This is a genomic window from Lysinibacillus sphaericus, assembly GCF_000600105.1.
In the GTDB taxonomy this organism is placed as follows: domain Bacteria; phylum Bacillota; class Bacilli; order Bacillales_A; family Planococcaceae; genus Lysinibacillus; species Lysinibacillus sphaericus.
The window spans coordinates 3,183,192-3,208,449 of sequence record NZ_CP006837.1 but is presented as its reverse complement, the minus strand read 5'-3'; the positions used below and the strand labels follow the sequence as shown (position 1 = coordinate 3,208,449).

The window sequence follows — 25,258 nt, the reverse complement described above, 5'->3', positions numbered from 1 at the left end:
TTTATGTTTAAAGTAGCCATTGTACTTGATAAAGTTGTAAGGAATATTGGTCATTATGAAATATTACCAGAATTCTCACATCCAATTATTGTTGTAGATATAACTAATTATCAGGATATTATCAAAGAAGGTTACATTTACGATGTAGAAACTGGAAATTTTACTGAATCACTAGATACAGGAGAATCTCCTGACATTAATACACCAACTGAACCCGAACCAATTGAAACACTTGAAGAAAAAATAGCAAGATTGTTTACAGTTACAGAACAAAATAATCTAATTACTGTCGACGCTGTATTAGGCGTTTATGAAGAAGTACTTGCATTGCGTGAAGAAGTAGCTGCATTAAAAGGAACATCCAACAATGCTTAGAGCGCTGTTGTTAAAAATAAAATTAAAACTAAAATTGGAGGTCTGCAAAATGATAGATGGATATGTATTGTTAATTGCAAACACAGACAAAACAGGCTCAACGATTGAACGTGTGCCAGCGAAATTAAAAGCTCCAGTACTTACAAAACTAGAGGCGTTAGGGTTAGATGGTTATGGTAATCCAATTGAAGAAGTGTTAGAGAAAACGCAAGTATAAGCTTAGCGTTATTTTTATTGTCAAAAACGAGGTGAGGAAATGCAAGCTGTATATGAGCATCCAATTTTAACATTGTTATTTATTAGTACAATTGGCTTTTGGGTAACAGCTGCTTGTAGTCAAATAAATAACCATTGATTTTATGCCTTCCACAGATAATTGTGGAGGGCTTTTATTATACGAAAAGGAAGGTGTCAGATGAAAACAGATACACTATATACATCAATCGTTGGCGGCTCCATGGCATGGGTCGCTTATTTTGTTGGAGGAATTGACCATTTAATTAAAGCCTTTATTATTTTTTTAGCTATTGATTATGTACTGGGCTTGATGGTGGGATTTGCATATAAAAATATTGAGAGTAAAAAGGCGTTTAAGGGCTTACTCAAAAAAACTGCCATGATATTAATGGTCATTGCTGCGGTGCAATTAGACTTAGCAACTGAAAGTGGAAACTTCATGCGTAATGCCATGATTCTTTTTCTTATCGGTATGGAAGGAATCAGTATGATTGAGAATCTTGGTAAGTTAGGAATCAAGGTGCCTAAGTTTTTATCTAACGCATTTACACAACTTCAAATTGACAATGATGAGAAAAAGGATGATGCAAAATGACAAGCGTTACAACTACATGTCGAGACTTAGCCGAGCTTTTACCTGGTGCACAAACTGCGTGTCGATTGCTATTTCAGGAGTGTTACAAGGCGGGCATTAAGAACATCTTCATCACTGAAACATATCGCTCACAAGCGCGGCAAAAGTACCTGTATGCACAAGGTAGGACACGCCCAGGGAAAGTTGTTACATGGACACTAAACAGTAACCATAAATCACGTCTAGCATGGGATATTGCTGTTGGTCCTCCACAATCATTGTATGATGTCACTACATTAAGTAGAGTAGGAGCCATTGCGAAAAAGCTAGGTATTGAATGGGGCGGAACATGGACAAAAGCCATTGACCGTCCACACTTTGAAGTAAAAGCGAATTGGAAGATGCCTAAAGGCTATAAGTTAGAAGGACAAGTAATTGTACCAAGTAACAGCAAATTGAAAGTCCAATTAATTGTGGAAGACAAAAAGGAGGAAATTACAGTGGCAAATACAAATTGGAATCCGGGTTCTCCAGCTATGAAAACTGAAACAGAAAACTTTATTGCACAGGCTGTGAAGGATGGTATTATACATGAATCACACTTGAAGGATTTACAAAATGGTGCAATGACAACGGATCGTTTGGTGGGGTTATACATTACAATTCAACAACGACGAAACAAGTAGTATTGTTCAGTGTTTGTTCAGAACACTGTAGTAGTCTATTAATGTCATTGTAAACAAACGAAAGAACACGCATATACCAATGACGAAGCCCAGGTACTCAATTAATTTTGAGCCTGGGCTTTTTTGTTTATTCATCATAAGGTCTATATTTTTTTCGAAGCGATTCAAGCTCATCTTTTTTCTCAAGCAGTACACTTTTTAAGAACATTTTAGGCTGGTCTTTAGCTGCTTTTAACTTTCCGTCTTTCATCAATTGTCCGAGACGAACTTTCGATATTTCCAATACCTCTGCTGCTTCGGCTGCGGATAGTAATTCAGTATTTAAAAATTCAAGGAGTTCTTCAGTTGTGGAAAATTCATATTTCATGCAATCACCTTTCCTTTGGTAACATAAATATTATCAGCCTTGTGAAGTGAATTAAAACAGTTGTTCCATATAGCGCTAATAATACATAATCAATTGTTGAAGGACTTTGGAAATCAACATATTTGAGTATTATAGCAGTACTCGCAATTAGTAAGGCGATGTTTGTATAACCAAATCGTTTAAGCATTCTTTTCATACATGTAAGTGGATGTGTTATAATTTGATTGAGAAGGAGGCGCTAACCTCCTTCGGGATATTACTTGCGACGTTTCTTCTTTGCGGGAGGGCGTCGCTTTTTCTTTGTTCCTTGCACCATGTCGTAAATGTCTTTCAAGCCTGATGTGAAAGCTTTAAAGGTTGTTGCGACTAGCGCTACTGTTGCAAGGACTTTTTCAAATTCATCCACTCTTGTTCACCTCCTTTCTATACTCTTATTATACAATATCTATTTAAAAAAGTAAATAGGTTTATTCATTTTATTTCATATATTAACAAACTTTACACTTGTTAAAATAAGAACGATTGTTCTATTATAAGTACAAACGAATGTTCTTATTGAAGGAGCGTACAGTGATGAAAGAACAACTGCTAAAAGCTATGAAACATAATCAAATAGTAAACATGATGTATATGTCAAAGAGCGGTGAGATTACAAAGAGGAAAGTAAAGCTTGTAAAGATTGCAGGTGATTCATTTCAAGCTTACTGTTTTACAAGACGAGCAAAGCGTACTTTTACTATCAATAATGTGTTAGTAGTTGTTCAATCATACACAAGGAGCGTTCGGTGGTATGATTAGCTTTGAACAAAGAGGACTTCTTCATAAGTATGTCATTTACGATATGGCAGTACAGACATTACAACGTGACTACAAGGTGATTGAAAACCTTAAAATGAGCAATGTATATTTACCAATACTCGATAAACTTTTAGATGACATTACACAGGAATGTTACAACTCTAAAAGGCTATTAGCTAAAGATAAAATTAGGGTAGTGAAATGGGAAAAGATAGATGAATACTTTAGTGATTTAACCGTTGCTACAGCTGGCGAAGATTTAGTATTAACGTATGCAAATATGGCTTTGAAAACACAGGTTGAAAAATTATTGTTAAGCCACCAAAACAAAGAACCAGGCACTCATAGTTAATTGAGTACCTGGTCTTTTTGTTTATTGCTTATTTATAATACCTAAACGTTCCTTAATTGCGAACTGAAGTAATTGAGAAAAATTAATATTTTCTTTTTCTGCTGCATCATTTAACCATTTAGGAATTGTTAAAGTTTTTTTTACAGCCTTGTTTTCAATCTCATCTCTTATATAATCTGTTCTTACTTCTATAATCGAGATAAAAGCACCTTTTGGAAGGTCGATATTACTTGGATTTGAAGGGGTAGGAATTTGTTCTCCATCTTCCTCCATTCCATATAAAAAACCTACTAATACATCTTTAGCCATGTATACTGCTTCATCCATATCAGAACCTTCTGTAATACATCCTGGTAGGTCAGGGAATGTTACTGTAAAACCATTCTCGTTGTCTGTGTCTGGATCAAAAATTGCTGGAAAATAATATTTAGCCATCTATATAAAACCTCCTTGCAGGAGGACTATTTAAGTCCTGCCTGCTTTAGTATTGAGTTTGTAGTTTTTAGTAATAGGTCTTTCCTTGGATGTGGAACTGTTACAATTCCTTTTTTAGTAGGATGTTTAAAGTGGTGATGACTTCCAGCTATCCTATGTAAATACCATCCGTCTTTATTAATTATCTTTATCATTTCCCTTGATGATATGTCTTTCATCTCCTTTCTATACTCTTATTATAACACGTATTATTTATACGTGCAATATGTATTTTTAAATTATTACCTTTTTAACTAAAAAAATCAAAATAAAAAGCCACTCGATTGAGTGACTATTTATTAAACGCTTGGTGTTCAAAGTAATTATTAACGACATTAGGAATGTTATCAGTTAAGAAGTTATCCCAATTGATTTTGTTTAATGTTTCTTTATTGATTTCAAAAGACATAACTATACCATCTTTTTCATTTCCGTAAGTATCAACAAGTGGGAAGTACCAATGAATAATAATTATATCCAGTCCATTGACTTTACTTAAAGGTTGGAGAATATCTTTAGAATCCTTCCACATGCCTTTTTTAGTCATATTAGTTGTTAAGTTTTCATTAGCGTTTAAAGCGATAATTGCACCTTTATCGGATGCTACATATTGAACATCTTTAATAGTGTTCTTTTTTAGATTATTCTTCTTTCCTAGTTCATCAGTAACTATTTTTTTTATATCGTTTACTAGGATTGTGCTTGTATCCGTTGTACTTACTGTAGTAGGAGGAGGGGGTGTTTCTGCTTTACCATTTGATTCTGCTTCTTCTTTTAATTTAGATTCATCGGCTTTTACTTTTTGTTCTTCTTCTTTTTTATTTGCTTCCTCATTAGCTTTTGCTTCTTCTTTAGCTTTTTGTTCAGCTAATTCTTTTTCCTTGACTTTACGTTCTTCCTCTTCTTTAACTTTGTTCTCTTCTTCTTTTTTAGCTTCTGATGTAGCCTTTTCTTTTTTTAGTTCTTCCTCTGTTTTGCTTGCCACTTCAACCTTTTCTTTGCTACCTTCTGGTGCAGGCATCATAAAGGATACAATGAATAACAAAATTGAAACACCCAATACAATGCCGCCTTTTAATTTTTTCTTCTTAATAAGTCCAAGTATCAGCAATACTACACCAGCCATCATACCTAAAAGACTTATTCCAAATACAAATAAAGTCATCGTTAAATTCCTCCCTTTATATTTCCATTTTAGGAAACTTGGAGATAAAAGTACATAAAAAAACAGACAACCCTAATTAGTTATCTGTTTCCTCGTCCACACGTTGCAGTAAGTCACCTAAGTTCTTTATGTCCAATGTAAACATTATTTTCTCTAATGCATCCTTTGGATACATCTTCACTTTATTATTGGCAATTTCACTAATCAAACGTGTAGTAAGCCCCGTCTGTTCAGCTAAATCCTTCTGACTCATATCTCTTTCAGCGAGCAATACTTTTAACCTCGATTTTAAATACATCTACACACCTGCCTTCATTCCGATTTTCTTAATTTAATTATAGATTAAGAAATAAAATTACGCAATTAGTAATTGACATTACGAATAAAGTAATTTACTATTTGAGTAACATAGTTACTTTAAAAGTAATTTTATTATTTTATTAATGAATGAAATGAAGCGATTCGTAATCGGAAAGAGAGGTGAACGAATTGAAAACAATTCAACAACGCAATGAGTACCTTCAAGCAAAGATGAAACAACATGATGCAATATCTGATGCTCATAAGTATCAGCGACGCTTGAAATGGATTATAAGGTATCACAGTCTGTTGACTGATTTAGAAGTAAAAGAGATACGTGAGAATTTACAAAAAGCATTTAAGTAATATGAAAGTGAGGTGGAAAACGATGGCATTTGAATACTTAGCACAATATACAACATTCGATTCAGTAGCAGATATGGATAAGAGTGTGGAAGACCACATGGCAGTTCATTACTATGACTTAACAGAATCAGAGCGTGCCATCGTTTACAAACTTGCTTCTCACAGCTTAGAACATACTGGAGCATGTCATTTAAAAGCTTCTACAATTGCTGATGCATTGGAGATCAGTACAAAGACAGTTTATCGTGGCATCAAAAAGTTAGAATCGTTAGGCATCATCAAAAAAGAAACGACTGTAAAAGGTAAAGGTGGACAAGGTGCAAGCATTTATATCATTTTGCCTTACAATGTCTCACCGTCAATGTCCGACCGTTCAAAAGCTGAAAAGCCTTGCGAGAGTAACGTTTGTCGTCCACAATCTGAAAACCAACCATCTAGTTCTTTTAATCTTTTAAGTTCTAAACAAGCAAATAATATTATGAGTCTTGGTAATGAATTGGCTTTGCAAGCTGAAAAGAAAAAAGAGTATATGAATGAGTACCAGGTAATGCTGTTCGATTTCATGAATAGCTTACCGTTAGCTGATAACTTGAAAGATGAAATGCACAAGGTTGTATTGGCTACACAGGTTCAAAGTGTACCTGACTTTATTAAAGCTAAAAATGTTCTATTCAAAATTGCTATGGATATTAAAGAAGGTACGTTAACTGTAGCAAGTACATTAAGAGCCGTATTTGTAGGGGCATATAACAAGGTTGTAGTGCGTTCAAATAGTAAGCTATATAAATCATCATCTATAGAAGAAACTCCATATAAAGAACGTCCTGTACCTTTTTACAATTGGTTAAATGAACGTGATAGCCTTCCTCAATCAATGGTGCATAGTGAACCATCGTTAGTTAATTGGCTGGAATGGTAATTAGTTAGGTACTGACGGAAAGGGAAGTACCTGAATACATTTTGTAGGTGCACATTTATTAACCGCACATATATATCTAAATCATCACGTTTCAACTACGGACAAATCGTCAGTACTTGAATATAGCTACCTTGATTTTTTAGCACATAAAAAGGAGATGTATATATGACTCATTTCGAATATATGGAACAACAAGGACAGTTAACGATATTTGATTTATTGGATCAATATGAAGAAATGCAATTTAAAAAGCTTTCCACAAATGTTAATAAGCCTGTTGATAAAAAGAGTTTCATTGTAACTCATAAGGTAGGGTATATTGTTAGGAGATAAGGAAAAAGACCACTTCATAAAAGTGGTCGACGGTAATATGTATTTATGTAAGGTTTGTCGTCCTTTTCCTTAATGTCAAAAATCAAATTATGCATAAGCAAACGATATTTATCGGGAGCCTAAATGCTTCTATTGTGCATCCGAGAGAAATCTTCCGTGAGGCTGTCAAGCGATCTGCCGCTTCTATTATTTGTGCGCATAATCATCCAAGCGGTATACCTACCCCAAGTCCAGAAGATATTGAGGTAACGAAACGAATTCAGGAGGCTGGCTATATTATTGGCATTGAATTACTGGATCACATCATCATCGGCGACCATCAATTTATTAGCTTAAAAGAAAAAGGTTATTTTTAGTTTTAATAAAGTAAAGGCTTTCCTACATACGTTTGTGCATTGAAATGTTGTTGAATGAAGGAATGGGCATGTCAACTCCTACGCGAAGTGAAGGCAAGGGCGTTAACATTCTCCATAAGCGTGTGCAATAGGTAACAGGACAGGTACGAAGAGGAAGTGCAACGAACCCAAGAAAGCGCTTGACGCGGCTCGTTGGTTTTTTCATTCAGATACATCATAATGCGCATTGAAGTTATTTGGACAAGCTTAAGCTCTGCATATATTTGCAGAGCTTTTTAGATTTCTGCAGAAGGTCTCAAAGTCTTTAAGTGGTTGTAAATACTTCCAAAGAAGATATCAGTTTTTAAAAGATAAAATTTTTATAGTATAATCTAGAAGTAGTATAGTTGTAGCAAATTTAAAAGTGGGTTAACTCAAAACGAACCTTTTTAATTGGATGACGTTATTGTATTCATAGAAATATCTATAGCATTCACAAAAATTGGTAGCCTATAATGCGTTGTCTTACATGAAAAAAAATAATATGCTAATCTATACGTACTATTTTTAGTTTACGAGGGAATTAAAATAGTAAGTTTTCTGCAAGAAGCGGTATGTGGCACTACAAATTCTTGCATTTATCCGTTATAATGAACGGTATGATTTTATGTCAACGATAGTATGGCTTAAATAGAAAGGGAGTACACAATTTGTTTGGATTAGGTAGTAAAGATGTCGGGATTGACCTTGGCACAGCGAATACATTAGTTTTTATTAAAGGGAAGGGCATCGTTTTACGCGAACCTTCTGTAGTAGCAAAGAATACAAAAACAGGAGATATCGTTGCAGTTGGTAATGATGCAAAAAATATGATTGGCCGTACACCTGGATCTATCGTGGCGATTCGTCCGATGAAAGATGGCGTTATTGCTGATTTTGATATTACAACAGCGATGATTGAATATTACTTAAAAGAAGCTTGTAAAAATTCTGGGGGTAATTGGAAAAAACCGAATGTGATGATTTGTGTGCCATATGGTATTACATCGGTTGAGCAACGCGCAGTTATCGATGCCTCTCGCCAAGCAGGTGCAAAAGAAGCGTTTACAATTGAGGAGCCTTTTGCAGCAGCTATTGGAGCAAATTTACCTGTTTGGGATCCAACAGGGTCTATGGTAGTTGATATCGGTGGTGGTACAACAGAGGTAGCAGTTATTTCTTTAGGTGGTATCGTAACAAGTGAGTCTGTACGTGTCGGTGGGGATGCAATGGATCAAGCGATTATTTCATATATCCGTAAATCGTATAACTTAACGATTGGTGAGCGTACGGCTGAAGCAGTAAAAATGGAGATTGGTACAGCATTTGCTGAAGGTCCAGATGAAAAAATGGAGATTAGAGGTCGTGACCTATTAACGGGCTTACCAAAAACGATTGAAATTTCATCTAAGGAAATTTCAGAATCATTGCGTGAAGCGGTATCGTCAATTATTGACGGTGTACGAAAAACGTTGGAACAAACACCTCCAGAGCTTTCTGCTGACGTTATGGAGCGAGGTATCGTGTTAACAGGTGGTGGCGCGTTATTAACGAACTTAGACAAAGTTATTAGCCGTGAAACCAATATGCCTGTGTTTATTGCTGAAGATCCATTAGATTGTGTAGCTATTGGGACAGGTAAAGCATTAGATCATATTGATTTAATTCGTCAACAACAAGTAAAAGGGTAAGGAGGTTTAGGCAATGCCACAGTTTTTTTTCAATAAGAAAGTAATACTGCTACTTGTGGGCATGGTTTTTCTTGTGGCATTGATTAGCTTCTCATTACGAGATCGGACGAATGCAACTTTACCAGAGCAAATTATTAAAGATACAGTCGGCGTCGCACAATCTATTGTTGCGAAGCCGGCAAATTACATAACTGGTATTTTTAATAATATTGACTCCCTCTTAAACACGTACGAAGAAAATAAACGTTTAAAAGCACGCTTAGAAGATTTTGCAGCTGTACAAGCCGAAGCATTGGTTTTAAAATCTGAAAATGAAAAGCTAATGGAACTTTCTAAAGCGGAAAGTTTAAAAGCTTTTAATCCAATTCAAGCAACGGTTATTGCTAGAAATCCTGACCAATGGGAAGAAAAAATTATTTTAGATAAAGGTTCTTCTCATGGGGTAGAAAAAAATATGGCAGTTATGACAGCGAAAGGGCTAGTTGGTAAAATCACGCTAGTAACCCCTTTCACATCTGAAGTAGAGCTTTTATATACAAACAATCCTAACTACCGTGTTTCCGCGATGGTATTAGGAGAAAAAGAGGCATACGGTTTAATCGAGGGCTTTGATAAAGAACGAAATGAACTCATTATGAAGCGAATCGATTCTAGCTTAACGGTGAAAGAAGGAGAAAAAGTAGTTTCTTCTGGTCTTGGCGGTATTTTCCCTAAAGGTGTACCAATTGGAGAAATTACAGAAGTAAGTACAGATGATTTTGGCTTAACCAAAATGGCTTATGTAAAACCATCTGCTGATTTTTCAATTTTAGAAAATGTTGTGATAGCTAAACGAACATTGACAGTTATTGATGGTTCAGATGGTGACGCGACAAATGTAGATTTATCAAATCCACAAAAGGCTACTGTAGAGGGGGAAAAGTAATGGTTCGATTTCTCATTCCCTCTGTTGCAGTATTGCTATTTTTACTAGAACCAGAGTTTGCTATGCTTTCACCGATTGAAGTAAGTGGACATATCTATTATCTAGTACCCCGATTTTTAATTTTATACTTAATATTTATATCCATCTATTACAGCCGTCAACGTGCGGTAATGTATGGACTTTTTTTTGGTGTCTTGTATGATGTGTTTTACATTGATATTATTGGATTATATTCGGTACTCTATCCACTTATTTGTTTTTTAGCAGGGTCTATCGTGAAAATAATTCATCAGCACTTAGTTGTGACCACAACTATTTCAGTTGTTTTAGTAGCAATTTTAGAATTCGTACTCTATCAATTCTTCTATCTAATCGCTTTTACAACAATACCGTTAACGGAATTCTTACAATCACGACTACTACCAACAATCATTGCTAATACATTATTTTTAATGATTCTTGGTTGGGCCTTCAAGTATCTAATTAATGCGCGTGTCTTACAGAGAGCACGTGAAGTTTCTTAATAACAAGAGCAACGTGAGGTGAGGCATTCATGAAAAAACAATTAGTTAATATGAAGGGAACAAAGGACGGTTTTGTTCTTCGTTTAGACGATCAATGTTCGTATGCCGATTTAGTAGAAGAGCTAAAACGAAAAGTTTCAGAAGGCGGTATCGATGGCAAGGTGGATGTTCAATTACATTTAGGCTATCGATACTGTTCTGATGAACAAGTAAAAGAGCTAGTAAAAATTGTTCAAGAATCGGAACAGCTAATTGTAGCAAAAGTGCAAAGTGAAGTACTGACTGTCCATGAAAGCAACCAGAAAATGATTGAAAGCCAACAAGATACATATGTAGGAGTGGTCAGGTCGGGACAAATTCTACGTGCCTCGGGGGATATAGTAATTGTGGGGAATGTGAATCCGAATGGACGTGTAGAAGCTGGTGGTAATGTATATGTCCTTGGTAGGCTCAAGGGAATTGTGCATGCAGGTGTACATGGCAACAAGGAAGCGATTATTGCGGCATCTCGTTTAGAAGCCACACATATAATGATTGCCGATCAAGTTGAGGCAATGTCAGATGAACATGTAAAAGCGATTAATCAAGCAGACATGGCTTGTGCATTTATCGGCTATGATGGGCGTATTACGTACGATCAAATTCATGCGTTAAAAAATATTCGACCATTGTTAAATGTGTCTAAGGGAGGAAGCTAGTGTGGGAGAAGCAATCGTCATAACCTCAGGTAAGGGCGGTGTCGGTAAAACGACAACAACGGCTAACCTCGGGACTGCATTGGCTCTACAAGGGAAAAAAGTATGTTTAGTAGATACAGATATTGGCTTGAGAAATTTAGATGTTATTCTAGGTCTCGAAAACCGTATTATTTATGATTTAGTTGATGTTGTTGAAGGACGTTGTAAAATCCATCAAGCGTTAATTAAAGATAAACGTGTAGATGATAAACTATTTTTATTACCTGCTGCTCAAACGACAGATAAGAATGCTGTCACACCTGAGCAAATGGAGAGCTTAATAGAGGAATTAAAAAGAGACTATGATTATGTTTTAATTGATTGTCCAGCTGGAATTGAGCAAGGCTATCGTAACGCAGTAGCTGGTGCAGACCATGCTATTGTCGTGACGACACCAGAAATTTCTGCTGTTCGTGATGCGGACCGAATTATCGGACTGCTTGAGCAGGAAGAAATTACTGCGCCGAAACTGATCATTAACCGTATTCGTCAGCATATGATGAAAAATGGCGATACGCTAGATGTCAATGAAATTACAACACACTTGTCAATTGACCTGTTGGGGATTATCGTTGATAGTGAAGGTGTTATCTCTTCCTCAAATAAAGGTGAGCCAATCGTAATGGATCCAGCGAATAAAGCATCTTTAGGATACCGTAATATTGCGCGCCGTATTTTAGGTGAATCTGTGCCGCTCATGGCTATTGAGGATGAGCAAAGAGGCATGTTCTCAAAAATTAAAGCATTGTTTTCAAGATAATTTAAACCTTTTCGTGCGTTTGCGCGGAAAGGTTTTTTATGTTCCGTTGAATTGTGCGAGTGACTGGCACGTTTTTTGTGCATGAATGGACATGCTGCCTCATATAGTGTGAAAAAAGGATGAGAGCTTGTTTAAAAAATGGAAATGGGTTGTTATGATCTTGCTTGTGGCTACAATCATACTAGTAATTCGATTAGAAGACCAAGGTGTAATAGCAACACCGGTGCGAAAGCTTGTAACAACATCGGCAGATATGACATATTTAAGCGAGCTCGGAAAAAGTTTGCTTAAAAAAGAGGATGAAACGATAATGGTTTCAAGTGATGTGGGACAAACTGAGCTATTAACATTCGCCAATGCGCAAGTTTTTAAAGAAGGTTTTTTGTTGCAATATGAAGTGGGTCTCCCTGTTTATGCGGGGCAAAGTGGACTCGTTGTTTTTACAGGTCATACAAAATATACAGGTAAAACGATGACGATTAGCTATGAGGATGGTACAACGGTCACTTATGGCATGCTTGATAGTTTAGCACAGCTTCCATATACGACTGTACAGGCAAATGATTTAATTGGCATGAAGCAGACTGGACAACTCTATATTTCGATTGAAAAGGAAAAAACTCATTATAATCTAGAACAAATTGTACAGTGGCTTGAATCGACGGAGACCGATGAAAGTTAAATTGCACTTACTCTGTATCCCTCTGATCTTTTTCATGATTTTGAGTGGCCAAATTGCTTACTATGCAATTATTTTAACTTCGTTGCTCTGGCATGAAGCGGGCCATTTATTGGTCGCAATGCTTTGCGGTGTTAAGATAAAATCATGTGTTATTTCACCTTATGGAGGGGAAATTGAATTTGAAAATCCAGCAGCTGTGCAGACATCTTCACTACTTTGGATTGCACTAGGAGGACCAATCGCCACAATACTGGGGATTGGCCTTGCTTTTTTCATGCCAGAGTTAATTGCAACACGATTAATTACTGTACAATTGGTGTTGCTAGCAATCAATCTCTTACCAATCATTCCACTCGACGGTGGCAGAATAGTGTTAGCATGGTTATTTTTATTTTATCCAAGCGTGCGATTAGTTGAATATTATTATTCGCTTTCTCTTATTTTTGCCTCTATACTATTCATAATAACTTTAATAAATTTACCACAATCCATTTTTTTAGCTGTTCTTTGCCTATTTATATGGCTACAAGTACTAAAAGAATGGAAATATCGCAAGTATCGTGTAGCATTTGAGAAATATGTAATGAACAGGTTGACTTGATAGAATTCGTGTGGTAGTATTTTAATGTTATTGTTTGTAGCACCCGTGCTACTACAACCGCTCTGGGAAGGTTTAAGTATCTTTGGATCACCTTCATATACAGGCGAGTCTGAGTCTAAGAGGAGGTGCAGTAAAATGTACGCAATTATTGAAACTGGTGGTAAACAAATCAAAGTAGAAGCTGGTCAAGAAATCTATGTTGAGAAATTAGGCGTAGAAGCTGACGAGGTTGTAACTTTCGATAAAGTTCTATTCGTAGGTGGCGAAAACGTAAAAGTTGGAGCTCCATTCGTAGAAGGCGCTACAGTAACAGCTAAAGCTGTGAAAGAAGGCCGTCAAAAGAAAATCGTTGTTTTCAAATTGAAAGCTAAAAAGAACTACCGTCGTAAACAAGGTCACCGTCAACCTTATACAAAATTAGTTGTTGAATCAATCAATGCTTAATTGTGAGGTGTAACATGATAAAAGTTACGATACATCATGATGAAAATAGACATGTGTCTGCATTTGAATTTTCAGGACATGCTGAGTACGACGAATCAGGTAAAGATTTAGTATGTGCAGGTGCATCTACCATTGCGATTGGCACGGTAAATGCAATTTATGCGCTACTACAATTACAACCAGAAGTTGAACAAGCAGCTGAAGGTGGAGGCTACCTAAAGGTAGATTTACCAACAGATTTAGAGCCTGAAATTGATACAAAACTACAATTAATTGTCCAAGTAATGACTGCTCAAGTGTATTCTATGGTGCAAAATTACGGACAATATATCCAAATCAACTACAACCAAGTAGGAGGTGGAACAGAATGAAATTGTTATTAGCATTAGACCTTCAACTTTTCGCATCGAAAAAAGGGGTAGGTTCTACTAAAAACGGACGTGACTCTGAGTCTAAACGTCTTGGCGCTAAACGTGCTGATGGCCAATTCGTAACTGGTGGTTCTATTCTTTACCGTCAACGCGGTACAAAAATTTACCCAGGTACAAACGTAGGTCGTGGTGGTGATGATACACTATTTGCTAAAGTGGACGGCGTTGTTAAATTCGAACGCTTAGGTCGCGATCGCAAACAAGTATCAGTATACCCAGCTACACAAGAAGCTTAATTTTAATAAAGTAGACATAAAGCGGAGGACTGCATTTATTGCAGTCCTTTTTTTGGCTAAATTTCAATGAAGAATTAAGGGAAAAATACATCAAAACTTGTTATACTAGTTAAGATAACTTTATTGGAGTGAATGGGATGAACAATCAATCACTAACCATTAGTGAGGTACTACGTTTTGCAAATCATGATTATGTGAATCAACTTCAACTGATTCGCATGAATTTAGATTTAGGTAGAATTGATGAATCGAAAGAACTTATTCAACATTATTCGGAACAGCTACGAGTATTGTCTATCATGAATCGTCTACAATTACCACAAACAATGGAGTGGCTACAAACAGCAGGATGGCGCTATCCGGCGTTACCGCTGGAGCTTAATGGTGAGATCAAAAAACCAGTCACAAATAATATTGACAAGGATGTTGTAGAGTACTTAAACAAAACAGTTATGCATGTTTATGATACATTAGATCCATTTACGGAGCAGAGCTTAGCGATTGATGTACGTGTTGACGATCATACATTTGTTTTGGCATTTACGCTAAATGGACTGTGGAGTGCAGACGCATTCACCGAAAAAGGTTTGAAACAATTCGACATTCAAACAATTGTGCAGACAAATACGTGCTGGCAATATGTGTTGAGTGCAAATAGGGAGTGAAATAAATGTTTGTCGATCACGTAAAGATATATGTAAAAGGTGGCGATGGCGGTGATGGAATGGTTGCCTTCCGCCGTGAAAAATATGTACCAAATGGTGGTCCAGCTGGAGGCGATGGTGGTCACGGAGGGAACGTAGTATTTGAAGTAGAAGAAGGTCTACGTACGTTAATGGATTTCCGTTATAAACGTCATTTCAAAGCTGATCGTGGAGAGCACGGGATGAGTAAAGGGATGCACGGAAAACGCGCTGAAGATTTAATTGTTAAGGTGCCACCAGGTACAGTTGTAATGAATGAAGAAACAGGGGCTGTTATCGCGGATTTAGTTGAGCATGGTCAACAAGCCATTATAGCAAAAGCAGGTCGTGGTGGACGTGGGAATTCTCGTTTCGCAACACCGGCGAACCCTGCTCCTGAACTTTCTGAAAAAGGTGAGCCAGGACAAGAATTAAATGTTATATTAGAGTTAAAAGTGCTAGCAGATGTTGGGTTAGTAGGTTTCCCAAGTGTTGGTAAATCAACACTATTATCAGTTGTGTCTGCTGCAAAACCAAAAATTGGTGCTTATCATTTTACAACAATCGTACCGAATTTAGGCATGATTGAAACAGAAGATCACCGAAGCTTTGCCATGGCAGATTTACCTGGGCTTATTGAAGGAGCGCATGAAGGGGTAGGATTAGGGCATCAATTTTTACGTCATATTGAGCGTACACGTGTCATTGTGCATGTAATCGATATGTCAGGTATGGAAGGTCGTGACCCTTACGAAGATTATTTAACAATTAACGAGGAGTTAAAACAATATAACCTTCGTTTAACGGAGCGTCCTCAAATTATTGTAGCAAATAAAATGGATATGCCAGAAGCAGAAGAAAACTTAGTGGAATTCCGCAAAAAGGTGGGCGAAGATGTGCAAATCTTCCCAATCTCAGCGATTTCACGCCAAGGCTTAAAAGAATTGTTATTTGCAATTGCCGATTTACTTGAAGTAACGCCAGAGTTCCCTCTATTTGATGATTTAGAGGAACAATCGGACGCAACAGTAATGTACAAGCATGAATCACAAGGTGAAGATTTCGAGATTACACGTGATGATGACGGCACATTTATCATTAGTGGTTACTCGATTGAACGTTTATTTAAAATGACTGACTTTAGTCGTGAAGATGGTATTCGCCGTTTTGCTCGCCAATTACGAGGTATGGGTGTGGATGAGGCATTGCGTGAACGTGGTGCACAAAATGGTGATACAGTTCGTCTGCAAGAGTTTGAGTTTGAATTTGTAGATTAAGACAGGTGTTTTAGGGGGAAGCGTATGAAGAATGTTGCGAATCAGCGATATTATTTAGTTCGTGAAGATGTATTAACGGATGCTATGCAAAAAACGTTGGAGGCGAAGCACTTACTTTCGAGTGGTTCAGTATCCTCCATTTGGGATGCGGTCAAGCAAGTGGATTTATCGCGCAGTGCGTTTTACAAATATCGTGATGCTGTATTTCCTTTTCACTCCATTGTACAAGAGCGCATTTTAACAGTCTTTTTACAGCTTCAAGATCGAAAAGGAACATTGGCAAAGCTATTAGAAACTGTGACAAATTCGCATTGTAATGTACTGACAATTCATCAAACAATTCCAATTCAAGGACGTGCAAATGTTACATTATCATTGGATGTGACGAGCATGACTTCTGAACTTGATGACTTAATACAGCAGTTAAAAAGGTTAGATTTCGTAGAGTCAGCTGAGGTCATTAGTTCTGGTGCGTTGTAAAGGGGCAGTTTGTAAAGCCCCTTTGTCTTTTAGTAGTTCATGCTGGTAGATGTTGATACAAAATTTCGCTTCCTTTCCGCATGCGATGAGCAAGCCTCGCCGAAGTAAAAACCTCAGTGGGGTTTCGCTTAACTCGCTATCCTGCAGAAATACTGCGGAATTTGTAAAAGTTGCTATAGAAATGTACAATTCCATTTCAAACAGCTAGCAAAAGCAGTACGTATTTTCACAATACTTTTTAGAGAAGGCTGTTTTACATAGCCTCTTCTTTTTTAGCAAGAGTTTTCCAAACATTATAAATGTTTAATATACTACGCATTGTAGCGGAGGAGGTCATTTTGATGACAGAGCAACAGTGGGAAAAGCGTATTGCATATTTAGGACCAGAAGCTTCATTTACATATTTAGCAACAAAATCTATTTTTCCAACTGACTGGCTTGTCCCATGTGCAACAATTCCAGAATGCATTGAGGCAGTGGCAGAGGGGAAAGTTGATTTAGCAGTTGTACCATTAGAAAATGCACTAGAGGGCTCAGTTCCGCTGACGCTGGATTATTTATTCCACGAGGCAACGCTTTATGTAACAGGTGAACTACAGCTGAAAATTCAACAACATTTAATGGTCAATGAAGCGCAGAAGAACAATTGGGAATCGATTGAAGGTGTTTATTCGCATCCGCATGCATTAGCTCAATGCCACAAATATTTATTTTATCGTTTTAGTGATGTGCCGTTACATCAAACAACATCAACAGCAGCCGCTGCAAAATATGTATCCGAAAATCCTGAAAAATGTATTGCTGCAGTTGGTAATGCAGCAGCCGCAGCAAAATACGGTTTAACTATCGTGCAAGACAATATTCATGACTTTCATTTTAATCATACTCGTTTCTTTGTATTATCAAAGCAAAATAAGCGGTTACCACAGGAATTATCAGAAGGGCAAGCAAAGACAACTTTCATGATTACATTACCGACAGATCGATCAGGGGCTTTGCACCAAGTTTTATCCGTATTTGCATGGCGACAATTAAATTTAAGTAAAATTGAATCACGCCCATTAAAAACAGGTCTTGGAGATTATTTCTTCATGATTGATGTTTTAGCAGATGAAAAAGACCCGATGATGCGTGGAGCTATGGAGGAACTGGCGGCACTTGGTTGCAAGGTGAAGTCACTTGGTACATACTTTACGTATTTAACAACGTCTGACGAAGAATAACAGCAACTTAGGGGTGATTGATGTGGGTGGCATTATATTATTTGATGGCATTTGTAATTTTTGTAATAGTAGTGTGCAATTTATTATTAAACGTGACCGAGCGGCGTTTTTTAAGTTTGCTTCGATTCAAAGTGAAGTTGGTCAAGCACTTCTTGAACAATACAAGGTACCAGCAAATATAAATAGTGTGATTTACATTGAGCAAGGAAAAGTATACGTTGAATCGACGGCAGCACTTAACATTACTAGACACTTAGATGGCTTATGGCCTGTGTTTTATGTGTTGATTGCTATACCACCTTGTATACGAAACACTGCCTATCAACTTTTTGCTAAAAATCGCTATCGTCTTTTTGGTCAAAAGCAAGCTTGTTTATTACCTTCACCATCACAACGCGAGCGTTTTCTGGAACAACGATAATCAGCACAAAAAATCCACTGCGAATTCTACAGGAACGTAAGTCGCTACAAGCTATGTGCTAGCTGGCTGCTTACGTTGTGCTGTATGGAAATCGGAGTGGATTTTTGCGTTTAAATTTTCAGAATTGTTTGCGTGTCTGGCACGCCAATTATTGATCTGTGATTAGATAGCCTTTTTTTTGTAGGGACTGCTCTATTAAGTCTAAAATTTCCATGGATGGAGCGGAAATAACATGAAGGTGTGTGCCGCCTGTAAGTGCAGATAAGTAATTGGCTTGTGTGTCGTCTACACGTTGTACAAATTTATCGACATCATGACGGTTGGAGACCATTAAAGAAGCGGTAATTTCTCCGTAGATGGGGTGCTCAACAATCACATTTTTAACCGTACCACCGCAGTCCACGATTGTTAACAATTCGTCTTTGGCGTCTTCAGGTGTGTGAAAACAAGGGATCGTGCGTTCAACAGTTTGATTGAGTTGCTCTTGGTGCATATAAATATAGCCTTGGCTTGTTGCAATGATTGGTTCGTTTCTAGCCTTTAATAATGTCATATCATTTACAATAACTTGTCTAGAAACATTTGCAAATTTAGCGAAGTCTGTCCCAGTAATAGGTGTGTTGCTTTTTTTTAGCAGTTCTAGAAGTTGCAGTCGGCGTTCCTCGCCTAACATTTTTTTCATAAAAGATCACCTCTGCCGTGTAATAAAGGAAGTAGTATTCCTTATGCATTAGTGTACCATGAAGCATTTCCACCATGCGTGAATTTTTTGTATCCAAATGAAACATTGAACATATGATACGTAGAGAGGAAGGGAGGAAAAAATTGCGTATTCATATTGTTCAAAAGGGAGATACATTGTGGAAGATTGCGAAGGAGTACGGTATTTCATTTGAGGATTTAAAACGACTCAATGCCCATCTTGCCAACCCTGATTATATTGTTCCGGGCATGGAAATTATTTTGCCTGAAAAAATAAATAAGGAAACTCATAAAGAAACACATAAGGAAACACAAGTCCATAAAGAGATGCCTACTACTCAAACAAGGCCAAGTAAGGAAAGTGTAAAAAAAGAGGTGCAAAAGCCGATGCCGGCACCACCTCCGATTGTGGTTCAACCACCAGCACCGATGCCGATGCCAGAGCCGCAAATGATACCAATACCATTCCCGATGCCGATGCCAATGCCGATGCCGCAACCACAGCAACCGATGTGGGTGCCACAGCCAGTAGAACTTAGCTGGAATCAACAATTAGTAATGCCGCAGCAACCGGCACCTATACCAGCACCACCAGTAGCACAACCAGCACCACCACCACCACCACCACCGCCGCCGCCAGCACCAGCACCAGCGCCACCAGTTCAACATGTACCGCATATGCCGATGGTGCCTCATTGTTCTAGTTGCCATCAGCCAGTGCATCATCAAATGTGGTGGCATATGCCAATGCAACCACAAATAGAGGCTTACACAATGCCGCAGCAACCGATGCCATGTGCAATGCCTCAACAACAACCGATGCATTGTGCAATGCCAGCTAATGCGGTTGGAGGAGAAAATTTCCTAGAATCGAGCACATCACCATTCTTTAATCCGAATGCCGGACAAATGCAACCTCAATTTGAGCAAATGCCAATGATGCCAATGATGCCAATGAATCAATCTTGTGGATGCGGCGCACAGCACGGAATGGGGCAATCTTGTGGATGTGGCTCTCAGCCGGTAATGATGCCGAATTGGCAATTTGACCCATGCCATTGTCCGCCACCATGTTCAGCTGGACCATGGATGTCACCGCACTTTTTCCCAGGCGGGATGACGCCTTATCGATGGTAAAAAAGCCTATATTGTCGAGGAAGTAAAGCCTAATATTTGGAAGTATAAATATCAATCTAAACATTATTTTGTAAAACGAGCAAAGCAGTTAGAAATAGCAGATAAAGTGAGGGCAATTCATCGCCATTTGGGACGACTAGAACCCTCACTCGTCCTGCCGTTAGTAAAAAGTGATGATGATCAACTCATTGTTCAAATGTGGCAAGAGGGAAGTCATAGTGCGAATTTTGCTTATAAAAAAGATAGAGAACAATCTTTAAAGCTATTAATCGATTTGCATGACACGAACCAAAAAATTGCGTGGCAACGAGTACCAGGTTTGCATACCTTTTCTCAGCTTTTAAAATGGCAGATGCGTCATATGCGTTTTAAAAGTAGGCGAAATGACTTGCGAGCATTTTTAACGAGAGAAGAAGTGGAGCAAATTATTCATTTTAGCGAAAAGGCTTTGCAGTTAATGGAACTAGAAGATGTGCCGGAAAAAGACATCACGCTATTGCATGGTGATGTTGTGCACCATAACTTTTTATGGTGTACAGATGGTGAATTACGTTTAATCGATTTTGACTTAGCCCATCTCGGAGAAGCGGATGATGAGTATATATTATGGCTGCATCGCGTGTTGCCCGCAGTAGATTATGATCTTGCTAGTATTTTAAGAGAATTGCCAGCGCTTGAACGGTTAGATAAAAGGAAGTTCCATCGTTTAAAGTTTCCAAATGAGCTGTTGCGAGAATGGTTATTTGCTATAGATTTACCTTTAGAACAACAGCTAGTATTTTTAGATTATTTGATACCATTTACTAAGCGAGCGCTAACATACTGGCCGAAACTGTGGTACGATATTGATAGAGTGATGAAGAGATGACCGTCCCCGAGGCGGTCATTTTTGCATGGAATCGGCACTATTGCTATTGCATATAGTCGAGCATTCGTTCGCTATATGCTATAATCGAAGACGATGAATGTGAGGGATATACTATGTATGATTATTTAAAAGGTCAAGTAGTGCGTATTACGCCAGAATATGTCGTGCTTGAGCAACAAGGGATAGGTTGGCAATTGAATACACCGAACCCATTTGCATTTCGTGCGTCGGCAGCTGAACAACAAATTTACGTACACTTGCATGTTCGGGAAGATTCACAAGTGCTGTATGGTTTTCCGAATTTAGACCAACGAGAGTTATTCCGAAAATTAATTTTAGTGTCAGGCATTGGACCTAAAGGTGCACTAGCAATCTTAGCGACCGGTAACCCGCAACAAGTTATCGGTGCCATTGAACGAGAAGATGAAACGTTTTTAGTGAAATTTCCAGGTGTTGGCAAAAAGACCGCGCGTCAAATGATTCTAGATTTAAAAGGTAAACTTGGATCTTTACTAGACACAATGGAACTACCTAGTTCGGAAGATGAGCTGCCTTTATTCGGCGTTAATCCATATAAACATGAACTAGAAGAAGCCATTCTAGCATTAATGGCTCTCGGATACTCGGAAAAAGAACTCGATAAAATCCGACCACAACTAGAAGATAATGACAAGCTGGAAACAACAGATGCGTATATGAAGCAAGCATTGCAGTTGTTATTAAAGCTGAAATAATAGAAGGGAGGCAGGTACATGTCGGAACGTATGATAGCGAGTGAAGCTGGCCGTTATGATGAACAATTTGAATTATCTCTTAGACCTCAAAGATTAGCACAATATATTGGGCAGCAAAAGGTGAAAGAAAATTTACAAATTTTCATTGAAGCGGCAAAGCTTCGGCAGGAAAGTTTAGATCATGTACTATTATATGGTCCTCCTGGATTGGGAAAGACGACATTAGCCGCGGTTATTGCAAATGAAATGAATGTTAATGTTCGTATGACAAGTGGTCCTGCCATTGAGCGTCCAGGAGATTTAGCCGCGATTTTAAGCTCGTTGGAGCCTGGGGATGTATTGTTTATTGATGAGATTCATCGTCTTCCACGTGCAATTGAAGAAGTGCTATATCCAGCTATGGAGGATTTTTGCTTAGATATTGTTGTTGGAAAGGGACCGGAAGCGCGTTCGGTTCGTCTTGAATTGCCACCTTTTACGCTTGTTGGTGCAACGACAAGAGCCGGTGCGTTATCAGCCCCGCTACGAGATCGATTTGGTGTACTGCTACGTTTAGAGTATTACGATAATACATCACTTGCTGAAATTGTCGTTAGAAGTGCCCATTTATTTGATGTGGATATTGAGCAAATAGCGGCAGGCGAGATGGCGAGACGTTCTCGTGGTACACCACGTATTGCTAACCGTTTACTGAAACGAGTGCGAGATTATGCACAAGTGCTTGGAGATGGTATGATAACGGAGGACCTTGCTAAGCAAGCGCTAGAGCTTTTACAAGTGGATCCTAGAGGGCTTGACCATATTGACCATAAGCTTGTGACCAATATGATTGAGCGCTTCAGTGGTGGCCCAGTAGGCTTAGATACACTTGCTGCTTCCATTGGTGAAGAACGTGTGACGATAGAAGATGTGTACGAGCCATATTTAATGCAGATTGGCTTTATTCAACGTACACCGCGTGGACGTGTCGCAACGCATCTGGCTTACGAACATTTTGGATATGATTATCCACAACAAACATAAAAGAAGGAAGTTTTTTTCATGCGTGTAGAAGATTTTGATTTTGAATTACCAGAGGAGCTTATCGCACAAACGCCCCTTGTCGATCGTACGGCAAGTCGGTTAATGGTTGTGACACCGGGCTCAGAGAAAGTCGAGCATCATCATTTTGCTCATATTTTAGAGGAGTTACATGCTGGTGACTGTCTAGTACTGAATGATACAAGAGTATTACCTGCTCGTTTAATGGGTGTAAAAGAAGAAACGGGTGCCCATATTGAAGTATTGCTCTTAAAGCAAACGGCTGGAACGGATGAATGGGAAACACTTGTAAAACCAGCGAAACGTGTTAAAGTAGGTACCGTTGTCACATTTGGAGACGGTTTACTAACAGCAACTTGTACAGCAGAGTTAGACCATGGTGGTCGTATGTTTGAATTCAAATATGAAGGTATTTTCTATGAAATTTTAGAGCAACTTGGCGAAATGCCATTACCTCCATATATTCGCGAAAAATTAGATGATAGTGAGCGTTATCAGACTGTCTATGCGAAAGAACGTGGCTCGGCAGCGGCACCTACAGCTGGTCTTCATTTTACACAAGAATTATTAGAGCAAGTACGAGTAAAAGGTGTCGAGATTGTTTTTATTACACTACATGTTGGACTTGGAACTTTTCGTCCAGTAAGTGTAGATTCAATCGAAAACCATGAAATGCACGCTGAATTTTATAGTGTGACAGAAGAAGCTGCGGCTACGATTAACCGTGTAAAAGCAAATGGCGGACATGTCATTGCTGTTGGTACAACATCTACTCGAACACTTGAAACAATTGGTTCTAAATATGGAGAAGTCCGCGCAGAGCAAGGATGGACATCTATTTTTATTTATCCAGGCTATCAATTTACAGTGGTGGATGGTTTAATTACAAACTTCCATTTACCAAAGTCAACATTAGTAATGCTTGTCAGTACACTTGCGACGAAAGATACGATTTTAAGCGCCTACCATCAAGCAGTAGAAGAAAAATATCGCTTCTTTAGCTTTGGTGATGCTATGTTTATACGTCCTAGTTTACAAAAATAATTCACTTCTGTTGCATCATCATAAGAGATGCAACAGGATTTTGATTTGTTCAATAGCATAATCAAGCAAGAAATCGGAGTACTGTTTTTACTTTAGATAAGAGAGGATTTAACATTTTATGACACAACCAGCAATTCGTTATGAACTACTTCATACATGTAAGCAAACAGGAGCACGTCTTGGCATTGTCCATACACCACATGGCTCTTTTGAAACACCAGCATTTATGCCTGTAGGGACACAAGCAACTGTTAAAACAATGTCTCCAGAAGAATTAAAAGAAATGAATGCAGGCATTATTCTTTCAAATACGTACCATTTATGGCTGCGTCCAGGTAATGATATTGTGAAGGAAGCAGGTGGCCTGCATAAGTTTATGAATTGGGATCGCCCAATTTTAACGGATTCAGGTGGCTTCCAAGTATTCTCGTTAAGTCAATTCCGTAAAATTGAAGAGGAAGGTGTGCACTTCCGTAATCATTTAAATGGGGATAAGCTGTTTTTAAGTCCAGAAAAGGCGATGGAAATTCAAAATGATTTAGGCTCGGATATTATGATGGCGTTCGATGAATGTCCGCCTTACCCTGCAACATATGACTATATGCTCAAATCCGTTGATAGAACGACTCGTTGGGCAAAGCGATGCAAAGAAGCACATGCTCGTCCAGAAGAGCAAGGATTATTTGGTATTATTCAAGGTGGAGAATACGAAGAATTACGACGTCGTTCTGCGGAAGCGTTAGTAGAACTCGATTTTCCAGGCTATGCAATAGGGGGCCTATCAGTAGGCGAACCGAAAGATGTGATGAATCGAGTGCTAGAGTTTACAACACCGTTAATGCCGACAAATAAGCCGCGCTATTTAATGGGTGTAGGTTCTCCAGATTCTCTCATTGACGGCGCTATTCGAGGCATTGATATGTTTGACTGTGTATTACCGACAAGAATTGCCCGTAATGGTACATTAATGACGTCTGAAGGTCGTTTAGTTGTTAAAAACGCTAAGTATGCCCGTGATTTTGGTCCAATCGATCCGAATTGTGATTGCTATACTTGTAAAAACTATTCACGTGCATATGTGCGTCATTTAATTCGCACGGAAGAAACATTTGGTATTCGTTTAACTTCTTATCATAATTTACATTTTTTACTGAAGTTAATGGAGCAAGTGCGTGAGGCCATTCGTGAGGATCGTCTAGGTGATTTTCGAGAAGAATTTTTCGAAAAATACGGTTTTAATGGACCGAATGCAAAAAACTTCTAAAATTGGAATGGCACTTAGCGAAAATTTACCTGT

Annotated in this window: 37 protein-coding genes, 1 pseudogene and 1 other annotated feature; of the genes and pseudogenes, 31 read left to right on the top strand and 7 right to left on the bottom strand. The window is 38.2% G+C overall.

All coding sequences use genetic code 11. The features are described from left to right. Positions 1-3 precede the first annotated feature (3 nt). From T479_RS15455 to T479_RS15445, 4 genes are all read left to right on the top strand, one after another. Positions 4-375, top strand: a complete 372-nt coding sequence (locus T479_RS15455) for a hypothetical protein (protein ID WP_025220129.1) — start codon at positions 4-6, stop codon at positions 373-375. Between the two features lie 49 nt (positions 376-424). Next, on the top strand, positions 425-592 hold the full coding sequence (locus T479_RS23770) for a hypothetical protein (protein WP_158497895.1): 168 nt from the start codon (positions 425-427) through the stop codon (positions 590-592). A gap of 198 nt (positions 593-790) precedes the next feature. Next, positions 791-1,207, top strand: a complete 417-nt coding sequence (locus T479_RS15450) for a phage holin family protein (protein WP_025220128.1) — start codon at positions 791-793, stop codon at positions 1,205-1,207. Further along, on the top strand, positions 1,204-1,872 hold the full coding sequence (locus tag T479_RS15445) for a M15 family metallopeptidase (protein WP_025220127.1): 669 nt from the start codon (positions 1,204-1,206) through the stop codon (positions 1,870-1,872). The genes T479_RS15450 and T479_RS15445 overlap by 4 nt, the downstream gene beginning before the upstream one ends. Before the next feature lie 127 nt (positions 1,873-1,999). On the opposite strand, the gene T479_RS15440 is transcribed toward T479_RS15445, so the two are convergent. After that, positions 2,000-2,239 carry a helix-turn-helix domain-containing protein gene (locus T479_RS15440; RefSeq protein ID WP_024364127.1) on the bottom strand — a complete coding sequence of 80 codons (240 nt, stop codon included), beginning with the start codon at positions 2,237-2,239 and terminating at the stop codon, positions 2,000-2,002. Between the two features lie 256 nt (positions 2,240-2,495). After that, a complete protein-coding gene (locus T479_RS23765; RefSeq protein WP_158497894.1) occupies positions 2,496-2,645 on the bottom strand; it encodes a hypothetical protein in 150 nt (49 codons plus the stop codon). Between the two features lie 167 nt (positions 2,646-2,812). On the opposite strand from T479_RS23765, the gene T479_RS15435 reads away from it, so the two are divergent. Both T479_RS15435 and T479_RS15430 read left to right on the top strand, forming a co-directional pair. After that, positions 2,813-3,037 (top strand): transcriptional regulator, encoded by a 225-nt coding sequence (locus T479_RS15435; protein ID WP_052599509.1) that lies wholly within the window; start codon positions 2,813-2,815, stop codon positions 3,035-3,037. Further along, positions 3,030-3,389: a YhjD family protein gene (locus T479_RS15430; protein WP_025220126.1), complete on the top strand. Its 360-nt coding sequence runs from the start codon at positions 3,030-3,032 to the stop codon at positions 3,387-3,389. The genes T479_RS15435 and T479_RS15430 overlap by 8 nt, the downstream gene beginning before the upstream one ends. Positions 3,390-3,410: 21 nt before the next feature. Here the strand turns inward: T479_RS15430 and T479_RS15425 are convergent, their stop codons facing one another. The 4 genes from T479_RS15425 to T479_RS15410 form a co-directional block, all read right to left on the bottom strand. Continuing rightward, entirely contained in the window at positions 3,411-3,824 is a 414-nt protein-coding gene (locus T479_RS15425) for a type II toxin-antitoxin system HicB family antitoxin (protein WP_025220125.1), read from the bottom strand. 26 nt (positions 3,825-3,850) lie between these two features. Further along, positions 3,851-4,042 (bottom strand): type II toxin-antitoxin system HicA family toxin, encoded by a 192-nt coding sequence (locus T479_RS15420; protein WP_174412978.1) that lies wholly within the window; start codon positions 4,040-4,042, stop codon positions 3,851-3,853. Positions 4,043-4,155: 113 nt separating this feature from the next. Continuing rightward, positions 4,156-5,028, bottom strand: coding sequence for a hypothetical protein (locus T479_RS23575; RefSeq protein WP_025220123.1), 873 nt, complete (start codon positions 5,026-5,028; stop codon positions 4,156-4,158). 76 nt (positions 5,029-5,104) lie between these two features. Then, complete coding sequence (locus tag T479_RS15410; protein ID WP_025220122.1) at positions 5,105-5,326, bottom strand: helix-turn-helix domain-containing protein; 222 nt, start codon at positions 5,324-5,326, stop codon at positions 5,105-5,107. Between the two features lie 191 nt (positions 5,327-5,517). Between T479_RS15410 and T479_RS23760 the strand changes: the two genes are divergently transcribed. The 19 genes and pseudogenes from T479_RS23760 to T479_RS15325 all read left to right on the top strand — a co-directional run bounded on the left by T479_RS23760 (position 5,518) and on the right by T479_RS15325 (position 18,435). Then, positions 5,518-5,694: a hypothetical protein gene (locus T479_RS23760; RefSeq protein ID WP_158497893.1), complete on the top strand. Its 177-nt coding sequence runs from the start codon at positions 5,518-5,520 to the stop codon at positions 5,692-5,694. 22 nt (positions 5,695-5,716) lie between these two features. Next, positions 5,717-6,613, top strand: a complete 897-nt coding sequence (locus T479_RS15405; RefSeq protein ID WP_025220121.1) for a helix-turn-helix domain-containing protein — start codon at positions 5,717-5,719, stop codon at positions 6,611-6,613. A 165-nt stretch (positions 6,614-6,778) separates the two neighbouring features. Continuing rightward, positions 6,779-6,946 (top strand): hypothetical protein, encoded by a 168-nt coding sequence (locus tag T479_RS23755; protein WP_158497892.1) that lies wholly within the window; start codon positions 6,779-6,781, stop codon positions 6,944-6,946. A 53-nt stretch (positions 6,947-6,999) separates the two neighbouring features. After that, a pseudogene (radC, locus tag T479_RS15400) lies at positions 7,000-7,302 on the top strand (RadC family protein); the annotation flags it as partial. Between the two features lie 689 nt (positions 7,303-7,991). Then, on the top strand, positions 7,992-9,011 hold the full coding sequence (locus T479_RS15395) for a rod shape-determining protein (protein ID WP_024363189.1): 1,020 nt from the start codon (positions 7,992-7,994) through the stop codon (positions 9,009-9,011). A 13-nt stretch (positions 9,012-9,024) separates the two neighbouring features. Then, a complete protein-coding gene (gene mreC, locus T479_RS15390) occupies positions 9,025-9,936 on the top strand; it encodes a rod shape-determining protein MreC (protein WP_024363188.1) in 912 nt (303 codons plus the stop codon). Next, positions 9,936-10,460: a rod shape-determining protein MreD gene (mreD, locus tag T479_RS15385; protein WP_024363187.1), complete on the top strand. Its 525-nt coding sequence runs from the start codon at positions 9,936-9,938 to the stop codon at positions 10,458-10,460. The genes mreC and mreD overlap by 1 nt, the downstream gene beginning before the upstream one ends. Positions 10,461-10,489: 29 nt before the next feature. Continuing rightward, a complete protein-coding gene (gene minC, locus T479_RS15380) occupies positions 10,490-11,158 on the top strand; it encodes a septum site-determining protein MinC (protein ID WP_025220120.1) in 669 nt (222 codons plus the stop codon). A gap of 1 nt (position 11,159) precedes the next feature. Then, complete coding sequence (gene minD / locus T479_RS15375; RefSeq protein ID WP_024363185.1) at positions 11,160-11,957, top strand: septum site-determining protein MinD; 798 nt, start codon at positions 11,160-11,162, stop codon at positions 11,955-11,957. A gap of 127 nt (positions 11,958-12,084) precedes the next feature. Next, positions 12,085-12,639, top strand: coding sequence for a M23 family metallopeptidase (locus T479_RS15370; protein ID WP_025220119.1), 555 nt, complete (start codon positions 12,085-12,087; stop codon positions 12,637-12,639). After that, positions 12,629-13,240: a site-2 protease family protein gene (locus T479_RS15365; protein WP_025220118.1), complete on the top strand. Its 612-nt coding sequence runs from the start codon at positions 12,629-12,631 to the stop codon at positions 13,238-13,240. Before T479_RS15370 ends, T479_RS15365 begins: the two co-directional genes overlap by 11 nt. Before the next feature lie 45 nt (positions 13,241-13,285). Continuing rightward, positions 13,286-13,361: a sequence feature (ribosomal protein L21 leader region), on the top strand. Positions 13,362-13,375: 14 nt separating this feature from the next. Continuing rightward, entirely contained in the window at positions 13,376-13,684 is a 309-nt protein-coding gene (rplU, locus tag T479_RS15360) for a 50S ribosomal protein L21 (RefSeq protein WP_010860053.1), read from the top strand. 14 nt (positions 13,685-13,698) lie between these two features. Next, complete coding sequence (locus T479_RS15355; RefSeq protein ID WP_024363182.1) at positions 13,699-14,055, top strand: ribosomal-processing cysteine protease Prp; 357 nt, start codon at positions 13,699-13,701, stop codon at positions 14,053-14,055. Then, a complete protein-coding gene (gene rpmA / locus T479_RS15350; RefSeq protein ID WP_024363181.1) occupies positions 14,052-14,351 on the top strand; it encodes a 50S ribosomal protein L27 in 300 nt (99 codons plus the stop codon). Before T479_RS15355 ends, rpmA begins: the two co-directional genes overlap by 4 nt. Before the next feature lie 137 nt (positions 14,352-14,488). Next, positions 14,489-15,016 carry a Spo0B domain-containing protein gene (locus T479_RS15345; RefSeq protein ID WP_025220117.1) on the top strand — a complete coding sequence of 176 codons (528 nt, stop codon included), beginning with the start codon at positions 14,489-14,491 and terminating at the stop codon, positions 15,014-15,016. Positions 15,017-15,021: 5 nt separating this feature from the next. After that, a complete protein-coding gene (gene obgE, locus T479_RS15340) occupies positions 15,022-16,311 on the top strand; it encodes a GTPase ObgE (RefSeq protein ID WP_025220116.1) in 1,290 nt (429 codons plus the stop codon). Between the two features lie 24 nt (positions 16,312-16,335). Next, positions 16,336-16,791, top strand: coding sequence for a transcriptional regulator ThrR (locus T479_RS15335; RefSeq protein ID WP_024363178.1), 456 nt, complete (start codon positions 16,336-16,338; stop codon positions 16,789-16,791). Positions 16,792-17,132: 341 nt separating this feature from the next. Beyond that, complete coding sequence (pheA, locus tag T479_RS15330) at positions 17,133-18,014, top strand: prephenate dehydratase (RefSeq protein WP_025220115.1); 882 nt, start codon at positions 17,133-17,135, stop codon at positions 18,012-18,014. A 22-nt stretch (positions 18,015-18,036) separates the two neighbouring features. Continuing rightward, complete coding sequence (locus tag T479_RS15325) at positions 18,037-18,435, top strand: thiol-disulfide oxidoreductase DCC family protein (RefSeq protein ID WP_024363176.1); 399 nt, start codon at positions 18,037-18,039, stop codon at positions 18,433-18,435. Positions 18,436-18,583: 148 nt separating this feature from the next. Here the strand turns inward: T479_RS15325 and T479_RS15320 are convergent, their stop codons facing one another. After that, complete coding sequence (locus T479_RS15320) at positions 18,584-19,117, bottom strand: transcription repressor NadR (protein WP_024363175.1); 534 nt, start codon at positions 19,115-19,117, stop codon at positions 18,584-18,586. Between the two features lie 143 nt (positions 19,118-19,260). Between T479_RS15320 and T479_RS15315 the strand changes: the two genes are divergently transcribed. From T479_RS15315 to tgt, 6 genes are all read left to right on the top strand, one after another. Next, entirely contained in the window at positions 19,261-20,274 is a 1,014-nt protein-coding gene (locus T479_RS15315; RefSeq protein WP_025220114.1) for a LysM peptidoglycan-binding domain-containing protein, read from the top strand. Further along, positions 20,264-21,142 (top strand): phosphotransferase, encoded by an 879-nt coding sequence (locus T479_RS15310; protein WP_320407259.1) that lies wholly within the window; start codon positions 20,264-20,266, stop codon positions 21,140-21,142. Before T479_RS15315 ends, T479_RS15310 begins: the two co-directional genes overlap by 11 nt. Positions 21,143-21,255: 113 nt before the next feature. Beyond that, complete coding sequence (gene ruvA, locus T479_RS15305) at positions 21,256-21,876, top strand: Holliday junction branch migration protein RuvA (protein WP_025220113.1); 621 nt, start codon at positions 21,256-21,258, stop codon at positions 21,874-21,876. An 18-nt stretch (positions 21,877-21,894) separates the two neighbouring features. Continuing rightward, positions 21,895-22,899: a Holliday junction branch migration DNA helicase RuvB gene (gene ruvB / locus T479_RS15300; protein WP_024363171.1), complete on the top strand. Its 1,005-nt coding sequence runs from the start codon at positions 21,895-21,897 to the stop codon at positions 22,897-22,899. A gap of 18 nt (positions 22,900-22,917) precedes the next feature. Further along, positions 22,918-23,961, top strand: coding sequence for a tRNA preQ1(34) S-adenosylmethionine ribosyltransferase-isomerase QueA (gene queA / locus T479_RS15295; protein ID WP_025220112.1), 1,044 nt, complete (start codon positions 22,918-22,920; stop codon positions 23,959-23,961). A 118-nt stretch (positions 23,962-24,079) separates the two neighbouring features. Beyond that, complete coding sequence (gene tgt / locus T479_RS15290) at positions 24,080-25,225, top strand: tRNA guanosine(34) transglycosylase Tgt (RefSeq protein ID WP_024363169.1); 1,146 nt, start codon at positions 24,080-24,082, stop codon at positions 25,223-25,225. The last annotated feature ends 33 nt before the right edge of the window (positions 25,226-25,258 follow it).